The sequence below is a fragment of the Actinokineospora alba genome, assembly GCF_004362515.1.
Classification (GTDB): domain Bacteria; phylum Actinomycetota; class Actinomycetes; order Mycobacteriales; family Pseudonocardiaceae; genus Actinokineospora; species Actinokineospora alba.
Map to the genome: position 1 here is coordinate 4,959,213 of NZ_SNXU01000001.1, position 23,136 is coordinate 4,982,348.

Consider the following 23,136-nt stretch of genomic DNA (forward strand, 5'->3'; position numbering starts at 1 on the left):
TGGACGAGCGATGCACAGGGAGCTCCTCCGCAAGCGGGTCGGACGACGCCGCGGACCCTCGATCGCGGCACGGACCTGCGTGTTTCGCCGCCCGTGCGGGGTTCAACGACAACCGGCGGGTCGCGTTACGGCCATCCGGCCCAGGACAGTCGGCGGCCCGACTGTTCGGGGCAGTGCACCGCCGCGGCCCTCCCGCTCCTGCGGGCGGGAGGGCCGGGCAGCCCCCTATTCGGCGGACGCGGTGTTGAGGCCCGAGGAGATCAAGGCCATCACCGACGAATCCGCGAGCGTGGTGGTGTCGCCGACCGCGCGGTTTTCGGCGATGTCGCGCAGGAGGCGGCGCATGATCTTGCCGGAGCGGGTCTTGGGGAGTTCCGGGACGACCAGGACCTGGCGGGGCTTGGCGATCGGGCCGATCTCCTTCGCCACATGGTCCCGGAGCACGCCGACAACCGAGGCGTCCTGGCCGCCGCGCAGGATGACGAAAGCGACGATCCCCTGTCCGGTGGTGGGGTCGGCCGCCCCGACCACGGCGGCCTCGGCGACGCTGGGATGCGACACCAGCGCCGACTCCACCTCCGTGGTGGAGATCCGGTGGCCGGACACGTTCATCACGTCGTCGACCCGCCCCAGCAGCCAGATGTCGCCGTCGGCGTCGTACTTGGCGCCGTCGCCCGCGAAGTAGAAGCCCTCATCGGCGAAGCGCGACCAGTAGGTCTCGCGGAAGCGCTCCTCGTCGCCCCAGATGCCACGCAGCATCGACGGCCACGGCTTGTCCAGCACCAGGTAGCCGCCCCCGCCGGGGCCGACCTCGACGCCCGCGTCGTCGACCACCCGGGCCCCGATGCCCGGCAGCGGCCGCTGCGCGCTGCCCGGCTTGGTGCTGGTCACCCCCGGCAGCGGGCTGATCATGATCGCCCCGGTCTCGGTCTGCCACCAGGTGTCCACGATCGGGCACCGGTCGCCGCCGATGTGCTTGCGGTACCAGATCCACGCCTCCGGGTTGATCGGCTCGCCGACCGATCCCAGCAGCCGCAGCGACGACAGGTCGTAGCCCGCGGGGATCTCGTCGCCCCACTTCATGAACGTGCGGATCAGCGTGGGCGCCGTGTAGTAGATGGTCACCCCGTACTTCTGGATGATCTCGAAGTGCCTGCCCTGGTGCGGACTGTCCGGTGTGCCTTCATAGACGACCTGCGTCGCGCCGTTGGCCAGCGGGCCGTAGACGATGTAGGAGTGGCCGGTCACCCAGCCGATGTCGGCGGTGCACCAGTACACGTCCGACTCCGGCTTGAGGTCGAAGACCGCGTGATGGGTGTAGGCGACCTGGGTCAGGTAGCCGCCGCTGGTGTGCAGGATGCCCTTGGGGTTACCGGTGGTGCCCGAGGTGTAGAGGATGAACAGCGGGTGCTCGGCGTCGAACGCCTCCGGCTCGTGGGTGTCGGACTGGCCGTCGACCAGGTCATGCCACCACAGGTCCCGGCCCTCGGTCCACTCCACAGTGGACCCTGTGCGCCGGACCACGAGGACGTGCTCGATCGACGCGCAGTCCGCGACCGCCTCGTCGGTGTTGGCCTTCATCGGGGCGGCTTTGCCGCGGCGGAACTGGCCGTCGGAGGTGATCAGCAGCCGGGCCTGGGCGTCGTCGACGCGTGAGCGCAGGGCGGTGGGGGAGAAGCCGCCGAACACCACGCTGTGCACCAGGCCGAGGCGGGCGCAGGCGAGCATGGCGAAGATCGCCTCGGGGATCATCGGCAGCTGGATCGCCACCCGGTCGCCCGCGCGCAAACCCAGTGACGCCAGCGCGTTCGCCGTCTTCGACACCTCGCGCCGCAGGTCGGCGTAGGTGATGGCGCGGGCGTCGCCCGACTCGCCCTCCCACTGGATCGCCACCCGGTCGCCGTGTCCGGCCTCGACGTGGCGGTCGACGCAGTTGTAGGCGACGTTGAGTTTCCCGCCGACGAACCACTTGGCGACCGGCGCGTCCGACCAGTCCAGCACGTTCGACCATTCGGACGCCCACGACAGCCTGCGCGCCTGGGCTGCCCAGAAGCCCTCCCGGTCGGCGTCGGCCGCGGCGTACCAGCCCGCGTCGACGTTCGCGGCGGCGGCGAAGCCGCTCTCCGGCGCGAACGTGCGTCGCTCGTCCATCAGGTTCGACAAACTGTCCGTGGTCATCGCGTTCTCCCGCCGTCCTGGTGCGCAGGCCCGCAGGTTAGGACGACGTGGGCGCGGCCGGAGATGATCAGCGACGGACGGTGTCGGCTCGGGGACGAACGGTCGACGAGTGGACCGCAGGCAGGCACCGCCCCCTAATATCAAGCCATGTCAGTGCCCGCACAGCCGCAGGTACGGCCGCCGCGGCGGCCGTGGCCGCCGTGGGTGCGCTCGGACGCGGCCTCGGTGCTCGGCACCGCGCGCCGGATCGCCGACGACCTCGCCGACGGGCTGTCGGGTCCGCGGGTGCGGGCCGTGGCGCGCGGGGTGCGGGCGCTGCTCGATGTGGACGGTGTGGCGCTGGCCGACCTGTCGGGCCGACCGGTGTGGGCGGGCACCGCGGCCCCGGAGGACCGGGTGACCGCGCTCGTCCAGGAAGTCCTGCACACCGACACCCGTGCGGGCCGCGCGCCGCTGGTGGCGCTGCCGCTGCACGTGCACGACGAACTCGCCGGTGTGCTGGTCGTGTCCGGCCAGATCCGCGCCAGTGCGGTGCGCGAGGTGGCCGACTGGATCGTCGCCGCCCTGGAACGGTCCCGCCTGGAGGTGTCCGCCGAGTACGCCGCGCAGGCGGAACTGCGGGCGCTGCGCGCGGAGATGTCGCCGCATTTCGTCTACAACGCGCTGACCGTCATCGCCTCGCTCGTGCACTCCGACCCCGAGCGCTCCCGCGAGCTGATGCTCGACTTCGCCGACTACAACCGCTACAGCCTGGCCAGCCACGGCGAGTTCACCACGGTCGCCGACGAGTTCCACGCCATCGAGACCTACCTGGCGCTGCAGCGGGCCGTGCTCGGCGACCGCCTGCGCGTGCAGATCCGGGTGGCGCCCGAGGTCCTCGCGGTCACCATCCCGTACCTGGTGTTGCAGCCATTGGTGGAGAACGCGGTCCGGCACGGGATCGAGCCCCGCGCGGGCGACGGGATCGTGCAGGTCCGCGGCGAGTCGGAGGGCAACGACTGCGTGATCAGCGTGGAGGACGACGGGGTCGGCATGGACCCGTCGGTCGCCGAGGCGATCCTGGCCGGGCACGGGACCGCGGGCAGCATCGGGCTGGCCAATGTGGACAGACGGCTGCGCAACGTCTACGGCGCCTGGTACGGGCTGGTCGTCGAGACCGCGCCCGAGGCCGGGACCAGGGTCGTCGTGCGGGTGCCGGTGTTCCAGCCCGGGGTGGCGACATGACCGGCATGCGGGTGCTCGCCGTCGACGACGTCAAGGCGGCGCTGGACGAGCTGTGCAGGCTGCTGCGGGCCGCGCCCGAGGTGGCCGGGGTGGGCGCCGCGGGCGACGCGCTGACCGCGCTGCGGATGATCGAGGGCGGCGAGTTCGACGCGGTGTTCCTCGACATCTCCATGCCCGGCATGAACGGCCTCGAGCTGGCGTCGCTGCTGTCCAAGCTCAGCAAGCCGCCGGTGATCGTGTTCGTCACCGCCTACGACGGGCACGCGGTGTCCGCCTATGGCATCGGCGCGGTCGACTACCTGCTCAAACCGGTCCGGGCGGAACGGCTCGCCACCACGCTGAGCCGGGTCGCGCGGATGGTCGCGCCGGTCGAGATCCCCGAGCCCGTCACCGCGCCGGACGACACCGTGTCGGCCAAGCCCGACGCGATGCCGGTGCTGCCGGTGGAGAGCGAGGGCCGCATCCGGTACGTGCGCCGCGGCGACGTCGAGTTCGTCGAGGCGCAGGGCGACTACGTGCGGCTGCACACCCGCGGCGGCGTGCACCTGGTGCGGATGCCGATCTCCCGGCTGTTGGAGTACTGGGAGGGCGCCGGGTTCGCCCGCGTCCACAGAGGATTCCTGGTGGCCATCGACGCGGTCCGGGAACTGCGCAGCGACGCCGTGGGCGGGATGCTCGCGCACACCGACCTCGGCGACGTCCCGGTCAGCAGGCGCCACGCCCGGGAGCTGCGGGAACGGCTGCTGCACGCGGCTCAGCGCGGCGAACTGGGCGGGCGGGGCTGATGCCGTCGCGGCGGGTCGCGGTGACCAGTCCGCAGACGCGGATCGCACACGCCCGCCGTCGGGTGCACACCGCGTGGCGCCCGCCCGCGCTCGACCCGGACGACGTCCAGCGGGCCATGCGGGTCTACGCCGTCCAGCGCAGGCGCGCGCTGCTTCCGTTGGTGCTGCTGGTGTCGCTGCTGCTGGGCATCCCGGCGGTCCTCGCCGCGTGGCCCGCGCTCGACGACGTCCGGCTGCTCGGCATCCCCGTGTCCTGGCTGGCGATGGGCGCGCTGCCGTACCCGCTGATGGTGGGGATCGCGGCCTGGCAGCTGCGCCGGGCCGAGCGGGCCGAGTCCGCCGACGAAACCGCATGATCGCCTTCCTCTCCGTCGCCCCGGTCGTGCTGATCACGCTGCTGATCGGGCTGCGCGGCATCGCGGCCATGCGCACCACATCGGACTTCCTGGTCGCCTCGCGCAGGGTCTCGCCGCTGCTGAACTCCGCCGCGGTGTCGGGTGAGTACCTCTCGGCGGCGTCGTTCCTCGGGGTCGCCGGGCTCGTCGTCAAGGACGGCATGGGGGCGCTCTGGTACCCCGTCGGGTTCACCGCGGGCTACGTCGCGATGCTGGTCTTGGTCGCCGCGCCGATGCGCCGATCAGGCGCGCTGACGGTGCCCGACTTCGCGGTCGCGCGGCTCGCTTCCCATACGCTGCGCAAGTTGTCGGCCATCGTCGTGCTGGTGATCGGCGGGCTCTACCTGGTGCCGCAGTTCCGCACTGCCGGGCTCGTGCTGTCGGCGGTGAGCGGCAGCCAGTACTGGGTGGGTGTGGTGATCGCGGCCGCCGCGGTGAGCATCACCCTCGCGCTCGGCGGGATGCGCGCGGCGACCTACGTCCAGGCGTTCCAGTTCTACCTGAAGATGCTCCTGTTCATCGTGCCCGCCGCCTGGCTGCTCATCCAGGTGGGCCCGGAAGTGCGGCATGAGGCCGTCCACCCGGTGGAGTTCACCCACTTCGCCAAGGACACCCCGGTCGACTTCCAACTCGACGTCACCCTGGAACTGCGCGAGCCCACGACCGTGCTGCGGCCTGACGGCAGCCGCGAGACCCTCCCGCCGGGCGAGCTGCGGGCGGTGTCGGGGAGCACGCTGGTCTTTGCCGAGGGCACGGCCGTCCCGCAGGCCCGCGGCGGCGCCGCGCCGGGCGGGCCGGGCTGGCAGCGGCCGCTGCTCGACCTGCGCCACGCCGGCTACCCGCTGCTGGGCACCTGGGCGATCCTGATCGCCACCATGCTGGGCACGATGGGCCTGCCGCACGTGCTCGTCCGCTTCCACACGAGCCCCGACGGCCGCGCGGCCAGGCGAACCGCCGCGATCACCGTGGGACTGCTCAGCATCTTCTACTTGTTCCCCGGCATCTACGGCACGCTGGCGAAGGTGCTGGTGCCGCAGCTCTACCTCGCGGGCACCACCGACACCGCCGTGGTCGCCCTGCCGTCCCAAGTGGAATCCGGTGGTTGGGCGGACGTGTTCACCGGCCTGCTCACCGCGGGCGCGTTCGCCGCGTTCCTGGCGACGTCGCTGGGCCTGCTGCTGGTGGTCTCCGGCGCCATCGCCCACGATTTGCTGCCGGGTGGCCTGAACCGGTTGCGGGGCACCGTGTTCGCCGCCGCGGCGGTCGTGGTGATGCTCGCGCTGCCGTCCGCGCGGTTGGACGCGGGTGTGCTGGTCACGTGGGGGTTCACCGTCGCCGCGTCGACGTTCTGTCCGCTGCTCGTGCTGGGCATCTGGTGGTCGAGGCTGACCAAGGCGGGAGCCCTGGCGGGGGTGGCGGTCGGCTTGCTGGCCTCAGCGGGAGCAATCGCCGTTACTCTGTTCGGCGGAGAACTCAGTGGCTGGCAAGCGATTCTGGTCGCCCAGCCCGCGCCATGGTCGGTGCCGCTGGCGTTCGCCACCATGATCGGGGTCTCGCTGTTCGGCCGTCCGCCGTCGTGGGCCGCGGCCGCGATGCTGCGCCTGCACCTGGGCGAGGAGCAGCACGCCCGACCGGGACCAGGACGTGACCTGGGCCACTTGTCCTGGCAGGCGCGCCGTTCGTCCGCCGTTCGTCGCATCACTCGACGTCTGGGCCGCTGAACGGATCTCGCGGGTTCTGATCTTCCTACGGTCACGGGTAACCCGAATCCCCGTTGACGGAGGCCCGCAATGACCCTCACAGATCCCGCGGTCGGTCCACCGCAGCATCCGGCCTGGACGGAGATCCAGCAAAGTCCCGAGTTCGGGTCGCTGCGCAAGCGGCTGCGCGGGTTCGTCTTCCCGATGACCGCGCTGTTCTTCCTCTGGTACATGGCCTACGTGCTGCTCGCCGACTACGCGCACGGCTTCATGTCCATCAAGCTGTTCGGCAACATCAACGTCGGATTGGTGTTGGGCCTGCTGCAGTTCGTCTCGACGTTCGTGATCACGATGCTGTATGTCCGGCACGCCACCAAGAACCTCGACCCGGCCGCGGAGAAGCTCCGCAAGGAGATCGAAGGTGAGGACGCATGAGCACCCCTTTGGCCGCTGAGGTTTCCGGCAACCCGATCCTCAACATCGGCATCTTCGGTGTCTTCGTCGCGATCACCATGGTCATCGTCTTCCGGGCCAGCCGCACGACGAAGACGGCGGCTGACTACTACGCGGGCGGGCGTTCGTTCACCGGCCCGCAGAACGGTGTCGCCATCGCGGGCGACTACCTGTCGGCGGCGTCGTTCCTCGGCATCGCGGGCGCGATCGCGCTCAACGGATACGACGGCTTCCTTTACTCCATCGGCTTTCTGGTGGCGTGGCTGGTCGCCCTGCTGCTGGTCGCGGAACTGCTGCGCAACACCGGCAAGTACACGATGGGCGACGTGCTGGCGTTCCGCATGAGGCAGCGCCCGGTGCGCGCGGCGGCGGCGACGTCCACTTTGGTCGTCTCGTTCTTCTACCTGTTGGCCCAGATGGCGGGCGCAGGCGGGCTTGTCGCGCTGCTGCTGGGAATCAGCGGCAAGACCGGACAGGCGGTGGTCATCACCCTCGTCGGTGTCATCATGATCATCTATGTCCTGGTCGGCGGGATGAAGGGCACGACCTGGGTGCAGATCATCAAGGCGGCGCTGCTGATCACCGGCGGGCTCGCCATGACGATCTGGGTCCTGGCCAAGTTCGGCTTCAACCTGTCCAGTGTGCTCGGTGCCGCCGTCGACGCCGGTGGCGCGAACGGCGAGGCGCTGCTCAACCCGGGCAACCAGTACGGCAAGTCGGAGACCAGCAAGCTCGACTTCATCTCGCTGGGTCTGGCGCTGGTGCTGGGAACCGCGGGCCTGCCGCACATCCTGATGCGCTTCTACACCGTGCCCACGGCCAAGGAAGCGCGCCGCTCGGTCGTGTGGGCCATCTGGCTCATCGGCATCTTCTACCTGTTCACCCTGGTGCTGGGCTACGGCGCGGGCGCCCTGGTCGGGCCCGAGGCCATCAAGAACGCCCCCGGCAAGGCCAACTCGGCCGCACCGCTGCTGGCGCAGGCACTCGGTGGGCCGGTCCTGCTCGGCCTGATCGCCGCGGTCGCGTTCGCCACGATCCTGGCCGTGGTGGCGGGTCTGACCATCACCGCGTCGGCGTCGTTCGCGCACGACATCTACGCCAACATCATCAAGAAGGGCAAGGTCGACGACAAGGCCCAGGAGGTCCGCGTCGCCCGGATCACGGCGGTGGTGATCGGCCTGGTCGCCATCGGCGGCGGGATCGTCGCGAATGGACAGAATATCGCGTTCCTGGTGGCTCTGGCCTTCGCGGTGGCGGCGTCGGCGAACCTGCCGACCATCGTGTACTCCCTGTTCTGGAAGCGCTTCAACACCAGCGGCGCGCTGTGGAGCATCTACGGCGGCCTGGTGTCCAGCATCGTCCTGATCATCTTCTCGCCCGCGGTGTCCGGCAAGCCCGCCACGGCGGCGACTCCGTCGATGATCAAGGGTGTCGACTTCCACTGGTTCCCCCTGGAGAACCCGGGCCTGGTGTCCATTCCGCTGGCCTTCTTCCTCGGCTGGCTCGGCACCGTCCTGTCGAAGGGCGGCACGGACGCGGAGAAGTACGCGGAGATGGAGGTCCGCGCCCTGACTGGTGCACACGCCGAGAAGGCGACCGCGCACTAGTAGGCCCGAGACCCGGGGGCGCGTCGTCCGAGGAGGACGGCGCGCCCCCGCCCATGCCCTGCAGCCATAAGACCCAGTCGGGTGCTGGTCGGGATGGCTGACACCGGCCAAGCACTGCCACTATTGCGCCGTGCATATCCCAGCGCTGCTCGACGCCATCCACGCCGAGGTCTCCGAAGCCGTGCCCCACGGCCTTCCGGCCGACTACATCCCCGCGCTCGCCGGTGTCGACGCGACGAAGTTCGGGATCGCCGTGGCCGACATCGACGGCACGGTCACCGGGGTGGGGGACTGGGAGACCCCGTTCTCCCTGCAGAGCATCTCCAAGGTGTTCACCCTGGCCATGGTCCTGGCCCGCGACGAGGAATCCCTCTGGGACCGGGTCGGCAAGGAACCGTCCGGCAACCCGTTCAACTCGCTGGTGCAGCTGGAGAACGAAGCGGGCATCCCGCGCAACCCGTTCATCAACGCGGGCGCCATGGTCACCACCGACCACCTCGCCTCCATCGTCGGTGACGCCGCCGCCGAGCTGCTCACCTTCCTGCGCGCCGAGAGTGGCAACCTCGCCGTTCGCGTGGACACCGAGGTACGCGATTCCGAGATCACCCAGAGCGACCGGAACCTGGCCCTGGCGCACTTCATGGCGTCCTACGGCAACATGCGCAACCCGGTCGCCACGGTCGCCGACCAGTACGTGCGGCAGTGCGCGATCATGATGAGCTGTCGCGACATCGCCCTGTCCGGCCTGTTCCTGGCCCGCCACGGCATGCGGACCGATGGCAGCAGGCTGCTCACCCGCAGCCAGGCCAAGCGGCTGAACGCGATCATGCTCACCTGTGGCACCTACGACGCGGCGGGCGAGTTCGCCTACCGGGTCGGGGTTCCGGCCAAGAGCGGCGTCGGCGGCGGCATCCTGGCGGTGATCCCAGGCCGGTGCACCATCTGTGTCTGGAGCCCCGGCCTGGACACCCACGGCAACTCGGTCCGGGGCGTCGCCGCCCTCGACCGGTTCACCACACTGACCGGCTGGTCCGTCTTCTAGCCGAGGTATCCGCCCATGCTGCGGAAGTACTCGGTCGCGGGGAGTTCACGGTCGTCCTCGGTGCGGACGCGTTCGATGACCAGGCCGGGGCTTTGGCCGCGGCGGGCTTCGGGGCCCGCGACGATGACCACGCCGTCACCCTCGCGGATGAAGATCCGGCCGGGGGTGCCGCCGTAGCGGGCCCGCGACACCGACGCCTGGACGATCCGCAGTCGCTTTCCGTTGTGGAAGGTGAAAGCGCTCGGGTACGGGTCGGACTGGGCGCGCACCAGGCGGTCGAGTTCCTCCGCCGACCAGGTCCAGTCGATGCGGCTGTCCTCGATGGCCCGCTTGTGGAAGAACGTGGCCTTCGACCGGTCCTGCGGGGTCAGCACCGCCGTCCCGGAGGCGATCAGGTCGATGGCCTCGGTGACGACCGGCGCGATCAGGTCGACGGTCTTGTGGAACAGGTCGGTCGTGGTGTCGCGGGGACCGACCGGGATGGACCGCTGCAGGACGATCGCGCCCGCGTCGAGGTCGTCGTCCATCATGTGGGCGGTCAGGCCCACTTCCTTCTCGCCGTTGATGAGGGCCCAGATCAACGGGGAGAAACCGGCGTACGCGGGCAGCAGCGAGTCGTGCACGTTCAGGGTGCCGTGCCGGGGGAGGGTGAAGATCTTCGGCGGGATCCACGTGCGCCAGTTGTTCGCCACGATCAGGTCCGGCTCGAGTTCCTGCAGCCTGGACATCACGTCCTCGTCGGGCCGCGTCTTCAGCATGACCTCGACGCCGTGCGAGGTGGCCAGGTCGGCCACCGAATCCGACCAGATCTTCTCGTAGGCGTGATCGGACTGCGGGTGCGTCACCACCAGCACGACCTCGTGCTCCGACTGGAGCAACGCCTGCAGAGTCCGGTGACCCCACGTCTGGTACCCGAACATGACCACCCGCATGGGCGTTTCCTCCTCGTGGTGCACGTCACCCGGTCGGGTGAAGCTGAGCCTAACTTAACTTAGGTTAGGGTGACCTTCGTTCGGGTACCGCCACTAGGGGATGGGTAGGTCACAGATGCGGGTCGATACACCGGTCTACGACGTCGTGGGCGTGGGCTTCGGCCCGTCGAACCTGAGTCTCGCGATCGCTCTCGCCGAGCACAACGCGACGGCGGCCACGCCGCTCACGGCGCGGTTCCTCGAGCGGCAGCCCCGGTTCGGCTGGCATCGGGGGATGCTCCTCGACGACGCGACGATGCAGGTGTCGTTCCTGAAAGACCTGGTCACCCTGCGGAACCCGACCAGCGAGTTCAGCTTCGTGGCGTACCTGCACAGCCGCGGCAGGCTCGTCGACTTTGTCAACCACAAGAGCCTTTTCCCGCTGCGCGTGGAGTTCCACGACTACTTCGAGTGGTGCGCGGCGAAGATGGCCGAGCAGGTGCTCTACGGCCAGGAGGTCGCGGCGGTCAACCCGGTCGTGGTCGACGGGGCGGTGGCGTACTTCGACGTCGTGTCCCGGCCGACCGACGGCGGCGAACCGAAGACCGTCCGCGCCCGCAACCTGGTCCTGGCCACCGGTTTACGGCCCAACCTGCCCGACGGCGTGAGCGCGGGCGAGCGGATCTGGCACAACAGCACGCTTCTGCGCGACATCGATAACGTCCCCGAGGCCGCGAAACGCTTCGTCGTGGTCGGCGCGGGCCAGAGCGCCGCCGAGGCGACCGCGTTCCTGCACACCCGCTTCGGCGACGCCGAGGTGTGCTCGGTGTTCTCCCGCTTCGGCTACAGCCCGGCCGACGACAGCGCGTTCGCCAACCGGGTGTTCGACCCGGCCGCGGTCGACGAGTACTACCTCGCGCCCGAAGAGGCCAAGCGCAAGATCATGGGCTACCACGCCAACACGAACTACTCCGTCGTCGACATCGACCTCATCGACGACCTCTACAAGCGGATGTACCAGGAGAAGGTCCTGGGCAAGCAGCGGCTGCGGATGTTCAACGTGTCCCGCCCGGTCGACGTCGCCGACCTCGGCGACCGCGTGCGGGTCACTGTCGAGTCGATGACCTCCGGTGAGCGCACCGTGCTCGAGGCCGACGTCGTCGTCTACGCCACCGGCTACCGCGGTGACGATTCCCTTGCCCTGCTTGGCGACCTGGCGGGCGAGTGCGCCCGTGACGACCAGGGCAGGCTCCAGGTCTCCCGCGACTACCGCGTGCACACCTCCGCGGACATCGCCGCCGGAATCTACGTGCAGGGCGGCGCCACCGAGCACTCGCACGGCATCACCTCGTCGCTGCTGTCCAACAACGCCGTGCGGTCCGGGGAGATCCTCGACGCGATCCTGCGCGGCGACCGGACTCCGGTCCCTGCCGCGGAACTCGCCCTGAGCACGCTCGGCTGATCCGTTCGGCCCACCGGGCGGGCGCGTCTTTGGTTGTATGGGCTCATGCCCGACGACGTGCTGGTCCTCCCGCTCGACGATCCCACCGCCGACCTCGCCACGGTCGGCGGCAAGGGCGCCTCGCTGGCGCGCCTGGTCCGCGCGGGCTTGCCGGTGCCGCCCGGATTCCACGTCACGACCAGCGCCTACCGCGCTTTCGTGGCGGCGGGCGGCGAGCTGCCGCCCGAGGTCGCCTCGGCGATCCTGACCGCGTACCAGGGAGGTCCGGTCGCCGTGCGGTCCTCGGCGACCGCGGAGGACCTGCCCGACCTGTCGTTCGCCGGACAGCACGACACGTTCCTCAACGTCACCGGCCCGGACGCGCTGCTCGACGCGGTCACCCGCTGCTGGGCGTCGCTGTGGACCGAGCGGGCCGTCGCCTACCGGGCGCACAACGGCGTCGAGTCCGATGGTGTCGCCCTGGCGGTCGTGGTGCAGGAACTCGTGCCCGCCGACGCCGCGGGCGTGCTGTTCACCGCCAACCCACTCACCGGCGCGCGCGACGAGCAGGTGATCAACGCCGCCTGGGGTCTGGGTGAGGCCGTGGTGGGCGGCGTGGTCACCCCCGACACCCACCTCGTCGCCGCCGGCCGCGTGGCCGGGCGCGAGATCGCCGAGAAGACGGTGATGACCGTGCGCACCGTCGACGGCACCCGCGAGGAGCCGGTGCCCGAGGACCGTCGCCGCGCCCCCGTCCTCACCGACGCGCAGGCCGTCGAGCTGGCGGCCCTGGGAACGCGGATAGAAAACCTCTATGGCACACCGATGGACGTCGAGTGGGCGCTCCACAATGGACGGTTCAGCATCCTGCAGGCGCGCCCGATCACCACGCTGCGGGTCGAGCCCGAGGTGTGGAACGACAGCCTCGGCGGCGACTACCTCTGGACCTGCGTGAACCTCGGCGAGGCCGTGCCGAGCGTGATGACCCCGGCGACCTGGTCGGTGGTGAAGATCCTGTCCTCGGCCAAGGTCGGCGACTACCGGATCACCGGCAACCTCGGCGGCCGGTTCTACCTCAACCTCAGTGTCTCCACCGCCGCCGCGAGCGCTGTCGGTCTCGGCAAGCTCGCCCGCCGGGCCAGTGAGCAGACACTCGGCCGGATTCCCGAGGGCGTCGAGATCCCGCCGCTGCCGATGTCGCGGCTCGCCGTGCTGCGCGCCGCCGTGCCCTTCGTCCGCGAAGCCATCGCCTACCGCAAGCGCCTGCCGCGGCTCCTCGCCGAGACGCGCGAGCGCTGCGCCTCCCTGCACAAGCGGATCAAGGCCGCTCAGGGGCCGGGCGAACTGGACGCCCTGTGGCGGTCCGACATCGACACCCTGCTCCGCGAGACCTGCCGGGTCCTGGACGCGGGCGCCCGCGGCGCCGGACCCGACAAGCTCCAGGCGCGGCTGACGAAGCTGGTCGGCGCCGACGACACGACCGCGCTGCTCACGGGCCTGCAGGGGGCGGGCGGCGAGTTGGCCAGCCTCGGCCCACTGCTCGGCCTGGCCCAGCTGCGGCGCGGCGAGATCGACCGCGACACCTACGCCGCCACCTGGGGTCATCGCGGCCCCGACGAGTTCGAGCTGTCCGAACCGCGCCCGGCCGAGGACCCGGCCTGGATCGACCGGCTCCTCGACCGCGTCGGCGACCTCGACCCGGAGACCCTGCTCAAGCGGCAGGCCGCGACCCGCGACGACGCCTGGGAACGGCTCGTCGAGCGGCACCCCGGCAAGGCGCCGGCGATCCGCAAAGCCCTCGACAAGGCCGCCGACGTGGCCCGCGCGCGCGAGCGGGCCCGCTCGGAGATGGTGCGCGCGTTCTGGGTGCTCCGCGCGTTCGTCCTGCGCGCGGGGGAACTGACCGGGCACGGTGACGACCTGTTCTTCCTGCCGATCGAGGACATCGTCGCAGTCCTGGACGGTGAGGAGCGCCCGCTGGCGAGAGTTCCGGCCGCTCGTGCCGCCTACGACCGCTACCGCGCGCTGCCCGCGTACCCGACGCTGATCCGCGGCCGGTTCGACCCGGTCGCGTGGGCCGCCGACCCGAACCGCAGGCCCGACCTCTACGACGAGACCGCCGAGCACCAGCCGATGGGCGAGGAGATCACCGGCTTCCCCGGCGCGGCGGGCATCGTCACCGGAACCGCGCGCGTGGTGTCCACTGTGGACGAGGCGGAAGCGTTGCGGGAGGGTGAGATCCTGGTGACCGCGGTGACGAACGTCGGATGGACACCGCTGTTCCCGCGGGCCGCGGCGATCGTCACCGACGTCGGCGCCCCGCTCTCGCACGCGGCGATCGTCGCCCGCGAACTCGGCATCCCCGCGGTGGTGGGCTGCGGCAACGCGACCGCCCGACTGTCCACCGGCGACCACGTCCGTGTCGACGGCGGAAAGGGAACAGTCACACTGGTGGGCGAACCCGACCAGTAGGAGAGCAGTGCCCGACCCCGCCCGATTGCGCGCCGACTGTGCGAACTGCTTCGCGCTGTGCTGTGTCGCGCCCGCCTTCGCCAAGTCGGCGGACTTCGCGATCGACAAGCCCGCGGGCACGCCGTGCCGCAACCTGCTCGACGACTTCCGCTGCGGCATCCACACCAGGCTGCGGACGTCCGGCTTCACCGGGTGCACCGTGTTCGACTGCTTCGGCGCGGGCCAGCAGGTCTCCCAGGTGACCTTCGGCGGCCAGGACTGGCGGTCGGCGCCGAAGCGGGCGAAGCCGATGTTCGAGGTGTTCGCCGTGATGCGGCACCTGCACGAGCTGCTCTACTACCTCGCCGAGGCCGAGTCCCTGGCCCCGAGCATGCGCGACGAGCTCAAGCGAGCCCGCGAGGGCATCGAGGTGCTCACCCAGGGCGACCCGGACAGCCTGCGCGGCCTCGACGTGTCGGTTCACCAGGGCGAGGTGAACGCGCTGCTGCTGCGGGCGAGCGAACTCGTGCGGGCGGGCGTGCCCAGGAAGAAGGAGCGCCGGGGAGCGGACCTGATCGGGGCCAAGCTGCGCGGCGCCGACCTGCGGGGCGCGAACCTGCGCGGGGCCTACCTGATCGGAGCGGACCTGCGGGCCGCCGACCTGCGGCTGGCCGACGTCATCGGCACCGACTTCCGCGACGCCGACCTGCGCGGGGCGGATCTGCGCGAGAGCCTGTTCCTGATCCAGTCCCAGCTCGACGCCGCCAAGGGGAACGCCGAGACGAAGCTGCCGCCCGCGCTCGCGGCGCCATCGCACTGGTGATTCGGTCCTGACTGTCGATCCGGCCGCCTCCCGTTCGTATAGGGGGTAGGAACGACGGAAGGACTCGGACATGTGCAGGATCGTGGTTGTCAACAGCGTGACCCTCGACGGCGTCACGCAAGCCCCAGGGCACCCGGACGAGGACCGCCGCGACGGCTTCGCCCACGGCGGCTGGGCGGCGCCCTACGGGGACTCGGTGTTCGCCGAGGCGATGGCCAAGAGCATGAGCACCACCGGCGCGCTGCTGTTCGGCCGCCGGACCTACGAGCACTTCCACGCGGTCTGGCCGAACCAGCCGGAGCCGAACCCGTTCACCGACGTGCTCAACCGCACCCGCAAGTACGTCGCCTCGCGGACGCTGACCGAACCGCTCCCGTGGCAGAACTCCACCCTGCTCGCGGGCGAGGCCGCGGACGCGGTGCGCGCGCTCAAGCAGCAGCCCGGCAAGGATGTGGTGATACTCGGAAGCGGAGCACTGGTCCGGTCGCTGATGGCCCACGGGCTCATCGACGAGTTCCTGCTCGCGATCCACCCGGTGGTGCTCGGGTCGGGGCAGCGGCTCTTCGACGGGTCCATGGCGTCGCTGCGGCTGACCGAGAGCGTCACGACAACCACGGGCGTGGTCGTGGCGACCTACCGGTCCGAGGAGGGCACTCGATGAAGCAGTACCTGCTCAGCGTCTACCAGCCCGACGGGGACCTGCCGCCCGCGGAGATCCTGGAGCCGATCATGCAGGACCTGGTGGCCTGGAACCAGGAACTGCGCGACGCGGGCGCCTGGGTGTTCGGCGCCGGGCTGCTCCCGCCGAGCACGGCCACCGTGGTCCGGGTGAAGGACTCGGAGCTGCTCCTGACCGACGGCCCGTTCGTCGAGGGCAAGGAACACCTCGGCGGGTTCACCGTGATCGCGGCGCCCGACCTGGACGCGGCGGTGGCGTGGGGCCGCAGGCTCTCCGAGATCACTACCCTGCCGATCGAGGTCCGGCCGCTGCAGGGCACCTGATGGACATCGCCCGCGTCTTCCGCGAGGAGTACGGGCGTGCGGTGTCCGTGCTGGTCCGGGCGTTCGGCGATATCGACCTCGCGGAGGAAGCCGTGCAGGACGCCTTCGCCGAGGCGGTCCGGCGCTGGCCGTCGAGCGGGCCACCGCCGAGCCCGGCCGGGTGGATCATCACCACCGCCCGCAACCGCGCCATCGACCGGGTGCGCCGCGAGTCCACCCGCGACGACCGGCAGGCCGCGGCGGTGCTCGCGGCCGAGGACGAAGGGGAGACCGAGGTGGTGGGCGACGACCGGCTGCGGCTGATCTTCACCTGCTGCCACCCGGCGCTGGCCCCGGCCGCGCAGGTGGCGTTGACCCTGCGGCTGCTCGGCGGGCTGACCACCGCGGAGATCGCCCGCGCGTTCCTCGTCCCCGAGCCGACGATGGCGCAGCGGCTCGTGCGGGCCAAGGGCAAGATCCGCGACGCCGGGATTCCCTACCGGGTGCCGGAGGACCTGGCGGCTCGGCTGCGGCCGGTGCTCGCGGTGGTCTACCTGGTGTTCAACGAGGGTTACGTGGCCAGTTCGGGCCGGGAGCTGGTGCGCGACGACCTGTGCGCCGAGGCGATCCGACTCGGCAGGCTGCTGGTGGAGTTGATGCCGGAGGAGCCCGAGGTGGTCGGACTGCTCGCGCTGATGCTGCTCACCGCCGCCCGCTCGGCCGCCCGCACCGACGCCGACGGCGCCGTGGTGCTGCTGCGCGACCAGGACCGGACCCGCTGGGACCGCGACTTGATCACCGAGGGGCAGGCGCTCGTCCGGTGGTGTCTGAAGCGCGGCGAGCCGGGGCCGTACCAGCTCCAGGCGGCGATCAACGCCGTGCACAGCGACGCCGCGACCGCCGCGGCGACGGACTGGCCGCAGATCGTCGCCCTCTACGACCAGCTCCTCGCCATGACTCCGACCCCGATCGTGGCTTTGAACCGCGCGGTCGCGGTCGCCGAGATCACCGGGCCCAGGGCAGCCCTGGCCATTGTCGATGACCTGAACCTCGACTCGTACTACCTGTTCCACGCGATCCGGGCCGACCTGCTCCGGCGTCTCGGGTGGGTCGAACAGGCGGCCGACGCCTACGACGCCGCGATCGCCCGCGCGGACAACGCCGTGGAGCGCGAACACCTGTGCAGGCGGCGGGAGGCGCTGACCAGTTGAGGGTGTCCGCCGAGTCGGCAGCGGGGTGCCACGGCATGATGCTGGTGTGTCCATTCCGAACCCGCGCACCGTGGTCGCCACCCGGTACGTCACCCCGCTGCGCGAAGGCGGGTCGCTGCCCGGGCTGGTCGAGGCCGACGACCTCGGCATGTACGTCCTGAAGTTCCGGGGCGCGGGCCAGGGGATCAAGGTGCTCGTCGCGGAGCTGATCGTCGGGGAGCTGGCGCGGGCGCTGGGATTCCGGGTGCCGGAGATCGTCCTGGCGGACCTGGACCCCGAACTGGCGCGTGCGGAACCGGACCAGGAGGTCCAGGACCTCCTGCGGGCCAGCGGCGGCCTGAACCTGGGGTTCGACTACCTGCCCGGGTCGTTCGACTTCAACCCGCTTGTGCGCGATCCCGGCCCCGAACTGGCCGCGCGCCTGCTGTGGTTCGACGCGCTGGTGCTCAACGTCGACCGGAGCTGGCGCAACCCGAACCTGCTGCTGTGGCACCGCGACGTCTGGCTGATCGACCACGGCGCCGCCCTCTACTTCCACCACGGCTGGTCGGCGGGCTGGAAGCCGTCGGCGGAGTACCGGTGGGACGGCGGCGACCACGTGATGATGCCGGTCGCCGGTTCGGTCGCCGACGCGGACGCGGAGCTCAAGCCCTTGGTCACCCGTGACTTGCTCGGCGACGTCCTCGCCGTCGTTCCGGACGCGTGGCTTGTGCAGGACGGCATGACTCCCGCCGACATCCGCGCCGCGTACGTCGCCTATTTCGAATCACGGCTGGCGTCCTCGCCGCGCTGGGTCGAGACCCTGGAGGCCGCTCGTGCCGCACGTGTTTGAGTACGCCCTGCTGCGCGCCGTTCCCCGCCAGGATCGGGGCGAGTCGATCAACATCGGAATCCTGCTCTACTGCGCGCCGCTGGATTACCTGCGGTGCCGGACCCACGTGGACGCGGACCGGCTGCGGGCGCTGGACCCCGGCATCGACCTGGAAGTGCTGGCCGACAGCCTCGATCACCTCTGCGGCAGCTGCGAGTCCGACAAAGCCGGCCCGGTCACCGAGATCACGCCGGGTCGGCGTTTCCGGTGGTTGACCGCCCCGCGCAGCACTCTCGTGCAGACCTCGCCCACCCACACCGGCTTGACTAGCGATCCGGATGCTGATCTTGATCGGCTCTTTCGGCGGCTGGTGCTCCCGCCGGAGGCCTGACCGGGGCCGTCCGCGCCGCGGGCCTGCCCGCCGTCCGGATCCGGGCGACCGCCGCCGCCATCGACACGATCGCGATGCCCAGACACAGGAACAGTCCGGGTCCCGCGTTGGTCTCGACGTCCTCCGGTTTGAGGTTGAGCAGCGCGAGCCGGGCCGGGTCGAGGTCCGGCAGGGTCACCCACCGGATGATGACCAGCACCACCGCCGTGACCGCGAGCAGCAGCCACACCACCGACCCACCGGGCAGCCGAACGCCGAACGCCCGCGCCAGCAGCAGTGCCGCGGCGAGGAAGAGGGCGAGGACGGCCAGCCAGGCGACCGGGCCGCTGCTCCACGCGGTCGACGTCGTCCGGAATCCGATCTGCTCCACCATGTCGGCGAACTGGCCGGTGACCCGCTGCCAGGGGAAGAAACTGATGACGAGGGCGCCGAGCCCGGCGAGGATGCCGACCCATTCCAGTGGGCTGAACCGCCCGGTCCGGTCTACCGAAGCCACTCGCGGCCACCTTTCGTGTGTCCGTTTCGAACAGCCAGTATGCGCCCGCACAGGTGACCTCGGCAGCGCGAACCCCGCCCCCAAGATCGACTCAGTAGGCTGGGACGCGACCGATCGCGGGGGGCTGCAGTGGTGCGACTCGACATCGACGCCGACCACGTCCGGTTGACCGGCGCGGGAATCGAGGTCCGGCAGCCGCATCCAGGGGTGGACGAGCGGATCAGGGACCTGGCGTGGCGGGTCGGTCACCGGCCGATTCCCGAGGTGATCCACGACCTCGGAACGGCACTGGGCCAACGGTTTCTCGCCGGTCCGGTGGGAGCCGCGCTCGCCGAGGTGATCAGTCGGGAAGGCCGGACCAGGCTCGCCGTCGCGTGCTCGGCCCCCGACCTCGCCGACCTGCCATGGGAAGCCACGGTCGTGCCGGGCAGGCTGCGGCCACTGGCGCTCGACTCCGTCGACGTCTGGCGGGTCGTGGCATCCCCGGCCCAGGTCGAGCGGCCCGAGGGTCCGCTGCGGATCGTCGCCGCGATCGGCGCGCCGGAGGTGGGTGGTGGCGAGTTGCTCGACTACGAGGACGAGCTGAGCCACATCCTTGACGCCGTCGACCCCAGCCGCGAGCGGCACGCGCTCGTGCGGGTGCTCGAATGGGGCAGCCTCAACGCCATCGCGGCCGCGCTCGCCGACGAACCCTGCGACGTCCTGCACGTCTCCTGCCACGGTCAGCCGGGTGAGCTGGTCCTCGAGACTGACACCGGCGAGGCGGACCGGGTGGACGCCACCCGGTTCATGGGGGCGCTGCCGTCGCATCCCACGCTGGTCGTCCTGGCGGGCTGCTCGACCGCCGTGGCGGCGCGGTCGGACCTGACCGGCCTGGCTCGCGGCCTGGTCGCGGGCGGAACCCCGGCGGTGCTCGCGATGAGCGGGACCGTCAGCGACGACTACGCGACAGCGTTGTGCGCGAAGCTCTACGACACGTTGGCGCGGCCGGGCGGCGTCGACCTGGTCGCCGCGCTGTCGGACGCGCGCCGGGCACTCGCCCGTGACGGGCTCGTCCCGCAGTGGGTGAACCCGGTGCTCTTCCTCGCCGAGGGGGTCACCCCGGTCCTGTCCTGCGGGCCCGGCATGAAGACCGCACGGCCGCCGGTCATCCGAGGCGGGGCGGTCCGCCGGGTCGGCGGCTTCGTCGGCAGGCGGGCGGCGCTGCGCAGGCTGACCGCGGCGGCCGGAGGCATTCTGCTGCACGGCATCGGCGGCGTGGGGAAGACCAGCCTGGCGGCGGAACTGGCCGCCCGGTCGGACATTCCGGTCGTCGCGCTGTCGGGCAAGGTCTATGTGGACACCGTGCTCGACGCCGTCCGCGCGGAGCTGAGCCGCCACTGTGCCGATGATCACCCGCTGCGCGAGGCCCTCACCCTGCTGGCCGACCCGAGGCCGCCGTGGACCGAGCGCCTGGCCCTGCTCGACGGCGTCGCCCCGCCGATCCTGTTGGTGCTGGACAACGCCGAGGACAATCTCGACACCGAACACCGGATCGCGGACCCCGACCTCGCCGGGCTCCTCGACCGCTGGCAGGCATACGGAAAGCTGCTGATCACCAGCAGGCACCCGTTCCCGGTGCACGGCGTCACCGCCCACCACGTCGGGCCGCTGTCCTGGCCGGAGACCCGCAAGCTGATGTGGCGGCTGCCCGCCGTCGACGCGTTGCCGCCCGATGACCGATGGCTGGCCTGGACCCAGCTCGGCGGCCACCCGCGCGCCTTGGAGTACCTCGATGCGGTGCTGCGCGGCGGCGAGGCGCGTTTCGCCGACGTCACCGCCCGGCTCGCGGCTGCCCGCGCGGGCAGGCACGCGGACACCGGCACCGGGCTCGACGGCGCGGTCGCCGAGGTGGGCTCTCTCATCGCCGACGACGTGCTGCTGCCCGACCTGCTCGACCGCGTCGACGCGGTGCCGCTCGCCCGGGCGCTGCTGGTCGGCGCGTCGGTCTACCGCAGGCCCGTCATCAGGACCGGGCTTGACTGGCAGGTCGCCGAGGTAACCGACACAGCCGAGGACGCCGAAGCCGACCTCGACCACCCGCCGCTGACCGTCCCGGCAGGCGTCGAGGAGGCCATCGAACTGCTCGGCAGGCTGGGCCTCTTGGTGCCCACCGAGGATGGATACCTCGTGCACCGGTGGACCGCGGGCGCACTGCACGACCTGACCGCGCGTGACGTGCTCGTCGCCGCGCACGACCGCGCGCAGGCGTTCCGGTGGTGGTTCGTGCGCGCGACCGCCCGCCAGAAGCTCGCCGACATCGAACAAATGCTTGAGTCCCGCCACCACTGCTACGCGGCCGGTGACGTCTCGAACGCGATCGAGGTGACCAGGGTGGTGTCCGGCGAGCTGCTGACCCGCGGGCACTGGGCCTGGGCCGAGCAGCTGTGCACCGACGCCCTCGGCTGGATCGAGGCAACCGAACGGCAGATCGCCGGACTCACGTTGCAACTCGCCAAGATCCGACACGCCCGAGGCGACACCGACCACGCGCATCATCTGCTGACCGAGTCACTGGAGGTCTTCGTCGGCTGCGGCGACCACAGCAATGCCGCCGCGACCCGGCACCAGCTCGCCCTGATCGCCGAGCACCGCGCGGACCTGTTCACCGCCAAGCAGCTGTACCTCGAAACGCTGGCCACGTACGAAGAACTGGGCGACCGCCGGGCCATGGGGGTCGCGCACCACCAGCTCGCGGGTCTCGCGAAGACCGAGCGCGACACGGCGGCCGCGGAGGAGCACTACGAGCGCGCGCTGGCGCTCGCGGAGGACGTCGACGATCTGGAAGGCATCGCCGCCGCCACCCACCAGCTGGGCATCATCGCCCAGAACCGGCACGACCTGGACAAGGCGGCCACGTGTTTCCGGTTCTCCCGCGAGCGGTTCGCCGCGCTCGGTGACCGGGTCAACACCGGGGTGGCTGACATCGCCCTGAGCGACGTCGCGCGCCTGCGCCGGGATCTGCCCGCCGCGGAGGCCCACACCCGCGCCGCCTTGCGCGAGTTCGAGAGCCTGGGCGACCGGGCCCACATCGCCGAGGGCCTGCTGCAGCTGGGATACATCGCCCGCGACCGCGGCGACTACGAGTGGGCCGAGTCCTGCATGAGCTCCGCGGCCGTCCACTTCGAACAGGTGGGGTCGCTCGGACTCGCCGTCTGGGCCTATCGGCTCACCGGCACGCTGCGCACGATGCTCGGCCGCAACCAGGACGCCGTCCACGCCACGCTGCGCTCGAAGCAGCTCAGGGAGCACGCGGGCATGCCTCCTGGTGACGAGGGGGAGTGGCTCGCGCTGCAATGCCGGGAACTGGGGAGGGACGTTTTCCTTGCCACCGCACGGGAATCGGTTGACGCGGCCCAGGCGGCGAACGTGCTCGACCACGCGCTGTGGATCAACGTGCGGATGGACGCCTACGAGAACCAGGGCGGATCGGCGGGCGACTTCCACCGGTTCGGCATGAAGGCAGCGGAACGCCGCGACTTCGGCGAGGCCCTGCCCTTCCTCAAGCAAGCCCTGGCGCGCTATAACGAGATCGGCCACCTCCCGGGCGTCGCGCACACCAGCGAACTCCTCGGCAACGCGTTGGGGGAGCTGGGGGAACCCTCGACCGCCAAGGCGCACTTCCGGACGGCGCTGGAGATCAACCAGCGGCGGAACGTGTCCGAGAACATCGCGGTGAACTACCACCAGCTCGGTCAGATGAGCCAGCGCGAAGGGGCGCACGAGGAAGCAGCGGACTACTTCCGCGCGTCGATCGATATCAAGCAGCGCACCGGGAATCTGCCCGGAGTGGTGAACAGCCTGTTCCACCTCGGGCGGGTCGCGGAGGACCTGGGCGACTGGGCCGAGGCCCGGCGGTGCTACGAGGAATGCCTCACCCTCGATGACCGCCTCGGCGACCGCGGCGGCATGGCCGTCACCCAGGCGCAAATCGGCATCCTGCTCCGCCTCCAGGAACGCCCGGCGGAGGCCGTGCCGTGGCTGGTGACCGCGCTGAAGACCAATCTCGGCCTGCGGTCGGACAACGCGTCACGCAACCTCACCGAACTGCGTCGCAACCGGACAACACTCGGGGAGGACGCTTTCGTCGCCGTCCTCCGCGAACACCTGCCCGCCGACTGGGTGACGCGCGTGCTGTCACTCACCGACATGGTGCCGCGCGCGCAGAACTGAAGGGGTGACTCCGGCCGGAGTCAC

Annotated in this window: 19 protein-coding genes; 16 read left to right on the top strand and 3 right to left on the bottom strand. The window is 70.9% G+C overall.

Going from position 1 to position 23,136, the window contains the following annotated elements; genetic code table 11:
- Positions 1-225: 225 nt before the first annotated feature.
- Positions 226-2,178, bottom strand: a complete 1,953-nt coding sequence (gene acs, locus C8E96_RS22890; protein ID WP_091382228.1) for an acetate--CoA ligase — start codon at positions 2,176-2,178, stop codon at positions 226-228.
- Between the two features lie 147 nt (positions 2,179-2,325).
- On the opposite strand from acs, the gene C8E96_RS22895 reads away from it, so the two are divergent.
- The 7 genes from C8E96_RS22895 to C8E96_RS22925 all read left to right on the top strand — a co-directional run bounded on the left by C8E96_RS22895 (position 2,326) and on the right by C8E96_RS22925 (position 9,384).
- On the top strand, positions 2,326-3,402 hold the full coding sequence (locus C8E96_RS22895; RefSeq protein ID WP_091382224.1) for a sensor histidine kinase: 1,077 nt from the start codon (positions 2,326-2,328) through the stop codon (positions 3,400-3,402).
- Positions 3,399-4,187 carry a LytR/AlgR family response regulator transcription factor gene (locus C8E96_RS22900; RefSeq protein ID WP_091382220.1) on the top strand — a complete coding sequence of 263 codons (789 nt, stop codon included), beginning with the start codon at positions 3,399-3,401 and terminating at the stop codon, positions 4,185-4,187. Before C8E96_RS22895 ends, C8E96_RS22900 begins: the two co-directional genes overlap by 4 nt.
- The gene (locus C8E96_RS22905) at positions 4,187-4,543 is read left to right on the top strand and encodes a hypothetical protein (protein WP_091382217.1); all 357 of its coding nucleotides are present in this window, start codon (positions 4,187-4,189) and stop codon (positions 4,541-4,543) included. Before C8E96_RS22900 ends, C8E96_RS22905 begins: the two co-directional genes overlap by 1 nt.
- Complete coding sequence (locus tag C8E96_RS22910) at positions 4,540-6,303, top strand: sodium/solute symporter (protein WP_091382214.1); 1,764 nt, start codon at positions 4,540-4,542, stop codon at positions 6,301-6,303. The genes C8E96_RS22905 and C8E96_RS22910 overlap by 4 nt, the downstream gene beginning before the upstream one ends.
- 69 nt (positions 6,304-6,372) lie before the next feature.
- Complete coding sequence (locus tag C8E96_RS22915; protein WP_091382211.1) at positions 6,373-6,717, top strand: DUF485 domain-containing protein; 345 nt, start codon at positions 6,373-6,375, stop codon at positions 6,715-6,717.
- Entirely contained in the window at positions 6,714-8,342 is a 1,629-nt protein-coding gene (locus C8E96_RS22920) for a solute symporter family protein (protein ID WP_091382208.1), read from the top strand. The genes C8E96_RS22915 and C8E96_RS22920 overlap by 4 nt, the downstream gene beginning before the upstream one ends.
- Positions 8,343-8,472: 130 nt before the next feature.
- Complete coding sequence (locus C8E96_RS22925) at positions 8,473-9,384, top strand: glutaminase (protein ID WP_091382205.1); 912 nt, start codon at positions 8,473-8,475, stop codon at positions 9,382-9,384.
- Here the strand turns inward: C8E96_RS22925 and C8E96_RS22930 are convergent.
- Positions 9,381-10,316, bottom strand: a complete 936-nt coding sequence (locus C8E96_RS22930) for a methionyl-tRNA formyltransferase (protein WP_091382202.1) — start codon at positions 10,314-10,316, stop codon at positions 9,381-9,383. The genes C8E96_RS22925 and C8E96_RS22930 overlap by 4 nt on opposite strands.
- 115 nt (positions 10,317-10,431) lie before the next feature.
- Here C8E96_RS22930 and C8E96_RS22935 point away from each other — a divergent pair, with 115 nt between their 5' ends.
- The 8 genes from C8E96_RS22935 to C8E96_RS22970 all read left to right on the top strand — a co-directional run bounded on the left by C8E96_RS22935 (position 10,432) and on the right by C8E96_RS22970 (position 18,404).
- On the top strand, positions 10,432-11,757 hold the full coding sequence (locus tag C8E96_RS22935; RefSeq protein ID WP_091382199.1) for a lysine N(6)-hydroxylase/L-ornithine N(5)-oxygenase family protein: 1,326 nt from the start codon (positions 10,432-10,434) through the stop codon (positions 11,755-11,757).
- Between the two features lie 45 nt (positions 11,758-11,802).
- Entirely contained in the window at positions 11,803-14,208 is a 2,406-nt protein-coding gene (locus C8E96_RS22940) for a PEP/pyruvate-binding domain-containing protein (protein WP_091382196.1), read from the top strand.
- Between the two features lie 7 nt (positions 14,209-14,215).
- Positions 14,216-15,010, top strand: coding sequence for a pentapeptide repeat-containing protein (locus tag C8E96_RS22945; RefSeq protein ID WP_091382193.1), 795 nt, complete (start codon positions 14,216-14,218; stop codon positions 15,008-15,010).
- 70 nt (positions 15,011-15,080) lie between these two features.
- Positions 15,081-15,671: a dihydrofolate reductase family protein gene (locus tag C8E96_RS22950; RefSeq protein WP_091382189.1), complete on the top strand. Its 591-nt coding sequence runs from the start codon at positions 15,081-15,083 to the stop codon at positions 15,669-15,671.
- Positions 15,668-16,012, top strand: a complete 345-nt coding sequence (locus C8E96_RS22955; protein WP_091382187.1) for a YciI family protein — start codon at positions 15,668-15,670, stop codon at positions 16,010-16,012. Before C8E96_RS22950 ends, C8E96_RS22955 begins: the two co-directional genes overlap by 4 nt.
- The gene (locus tag C8E96_RS22960; protein ID WP_091382184.1) at positions 16,012-17,202 is read left to right on the top strand and encodes an RNA polymerase sigma factor; all 1,191 of its coding nucleotides are present in this window, start codon (positions 16,012-16,014) and stop codon (positions 17,200-17,202) included. Before C8E96_RS22955 ends, C8E96_RS22960 begins: the two co-directional genes overlap by 1 nt.
- Before the next feature lie 46 nt (positions 17,203-17,248).
- Complete coding sequence (locus C8E96_RS22965) at positions 17,249-18,034, top strand: HipA family kinase (RefSeq protein ID WP_228770190.1); 786 nt, start codon at positions 17,249-17,251, stop codon at positions 18,032-18,034.
- Entirely contained in the window at positions 18,018-18,404 is a 387-nt protein-coding gene (locus C8E96_RS22970; protein ID WP_091382181.1) for a DUF3037 domain-containing protein, read from the top strand. The genes C8E96_RS22965 and C8E96_RS22970 overlap by 17 nt, the downstream gene beginning before the upstream one ends.
- Here C8E96_RS22970 and C8E96_RS22975 read toward each other — a convergent pair.
- Complete coding sequence (locus C8E96_RS22975) at positions 18,340-18,900, bottom strand: hypothetical protein (protein WP_091382178.1); 561 nt, start codon at positions 18,898-18,900, stop codon at positions 18,340-18,342. The genes C8E96_RS22970 and C8E96_RS22975 overlap by 65 nt on opposite strands.
- Before the next feature lie 129 nt (positions 18,901-19,029).
- On the opposite strand from C8E96_RS22975, the gene C8E96_RS22980 reads away from it, so the two are divergent.
- Positions 19,030-23,112: a tetratricopeptide repeat protein gene (locus C8E96_RS22980; RefSeq protein ID WP_091382175.1), complete on the top strand. Its 4,083-nt coding sequence runs from the start codon at positions 19,030-19,032 to the stop codon at positions 23,110-23,112.
- Positions 23,113-23,136 lie beyond the last annotated feature (24 nt).

What these genes read in the sequence shown, in the direction of transcription:
- acs (WP_091382228.1), bottom strand. Translation starts at nt 2,178, where the DNA reads ATGACCACGGACAGTTTGTCGAACCTGATGGACGAGCGACGCACGTTC.
- C8E96_RS22895 (WP_091382224.1), top strand. Translation starts at nt 2,326, where the DNA reads ATGTCAGTGCCCGCACAGCCGCAGGTACGGCCGCCGCGGCGGCCGTGG.
- C8E96_RS22900 (WP_091382220.1), top strand. Translation starts at nt 3,399, where the DNA reads ATGACCGGCATGCGGGTGCTCGCCGTCGACGACGTCAAGGCGGCGCTG.
- C8E96_RS22905 (WP_091382217.1), top strand. Translation starts at nt 4,187, where the DNA reads ATGCCGTCGCGGCGGGTCGCGGTGACCAGTCCGCAGACGCGGATCGCA.
- C8E96_RS22910 (WP_091382214.1), top strand. Translation starts at nt 4,540, where the DNA reads ATGATCGCCTTCCTCTCCGTCGCCCCGGTCGTGCTGATCACGCTGCTG.
- C8E96_RS22915 (WP_091382211.1), top strand. Translation starts at nt 6,373, where the DNA reads ATGACCCTCACAGATCCCGCGGTCGGTCCACCGCAGCATCCGGCCTGG.
- C8E96_RS22920 (WP_091382208.1), top strand. Translation starts at nt 6,714, where the DNA reads ATGAGCACCCCTTTGGCCGCTGAGGTTTCCGGCAACCCGATCCTCAAC.
- C8E96_RS22930 (WP_091382202.1), bottom strand. Translation starts at nt 10,316, where the DNA reads ATGCGGGTGGTCATGTTCGGGTACCAGACGTGGGGTCACCGGACTCTG.
- C8E96_RS22935 (WP_091382199.1), top strand. Translation starts at nt 10,432, where the DNA reads ATGCGGGTCGATACACCGGTCTACGACGTCGTGGGCGTGGGCTTCGGC.
- C8E96_RS22940 (WP_091382196.1), top strand. Translation starts at nt 11,803, where the DNA reads ATGCCCGACGACGTGCTGGTCCTCCCGCTCGACGATCCCACCGCCGAC.
- C8E96_RS22950 (WP_091382189.1), top strand. Translation starts at nt 15,081, where the DNA reads ATGTGCAGGATCGTGGTTGTCAACAGCGTGACCCTCGACGGCGTCACG.
- C8E96_RS22955 (WP_091382187.1), top strand. Translation starts at nt 15,668, where the DNA reads ATGAAGCAGTACCTGCTCAGCGTCTACCAGCCCGACGGGGACCTGCCG.
- C8E96_RS22960 (WP_091382184.1), top strand. Translation starts at nt 16,012, where the DNA reads ATGGACATCGCCCGCGTCTTCCGCGAGGAGTACGGGCGTGCGGTGTCC.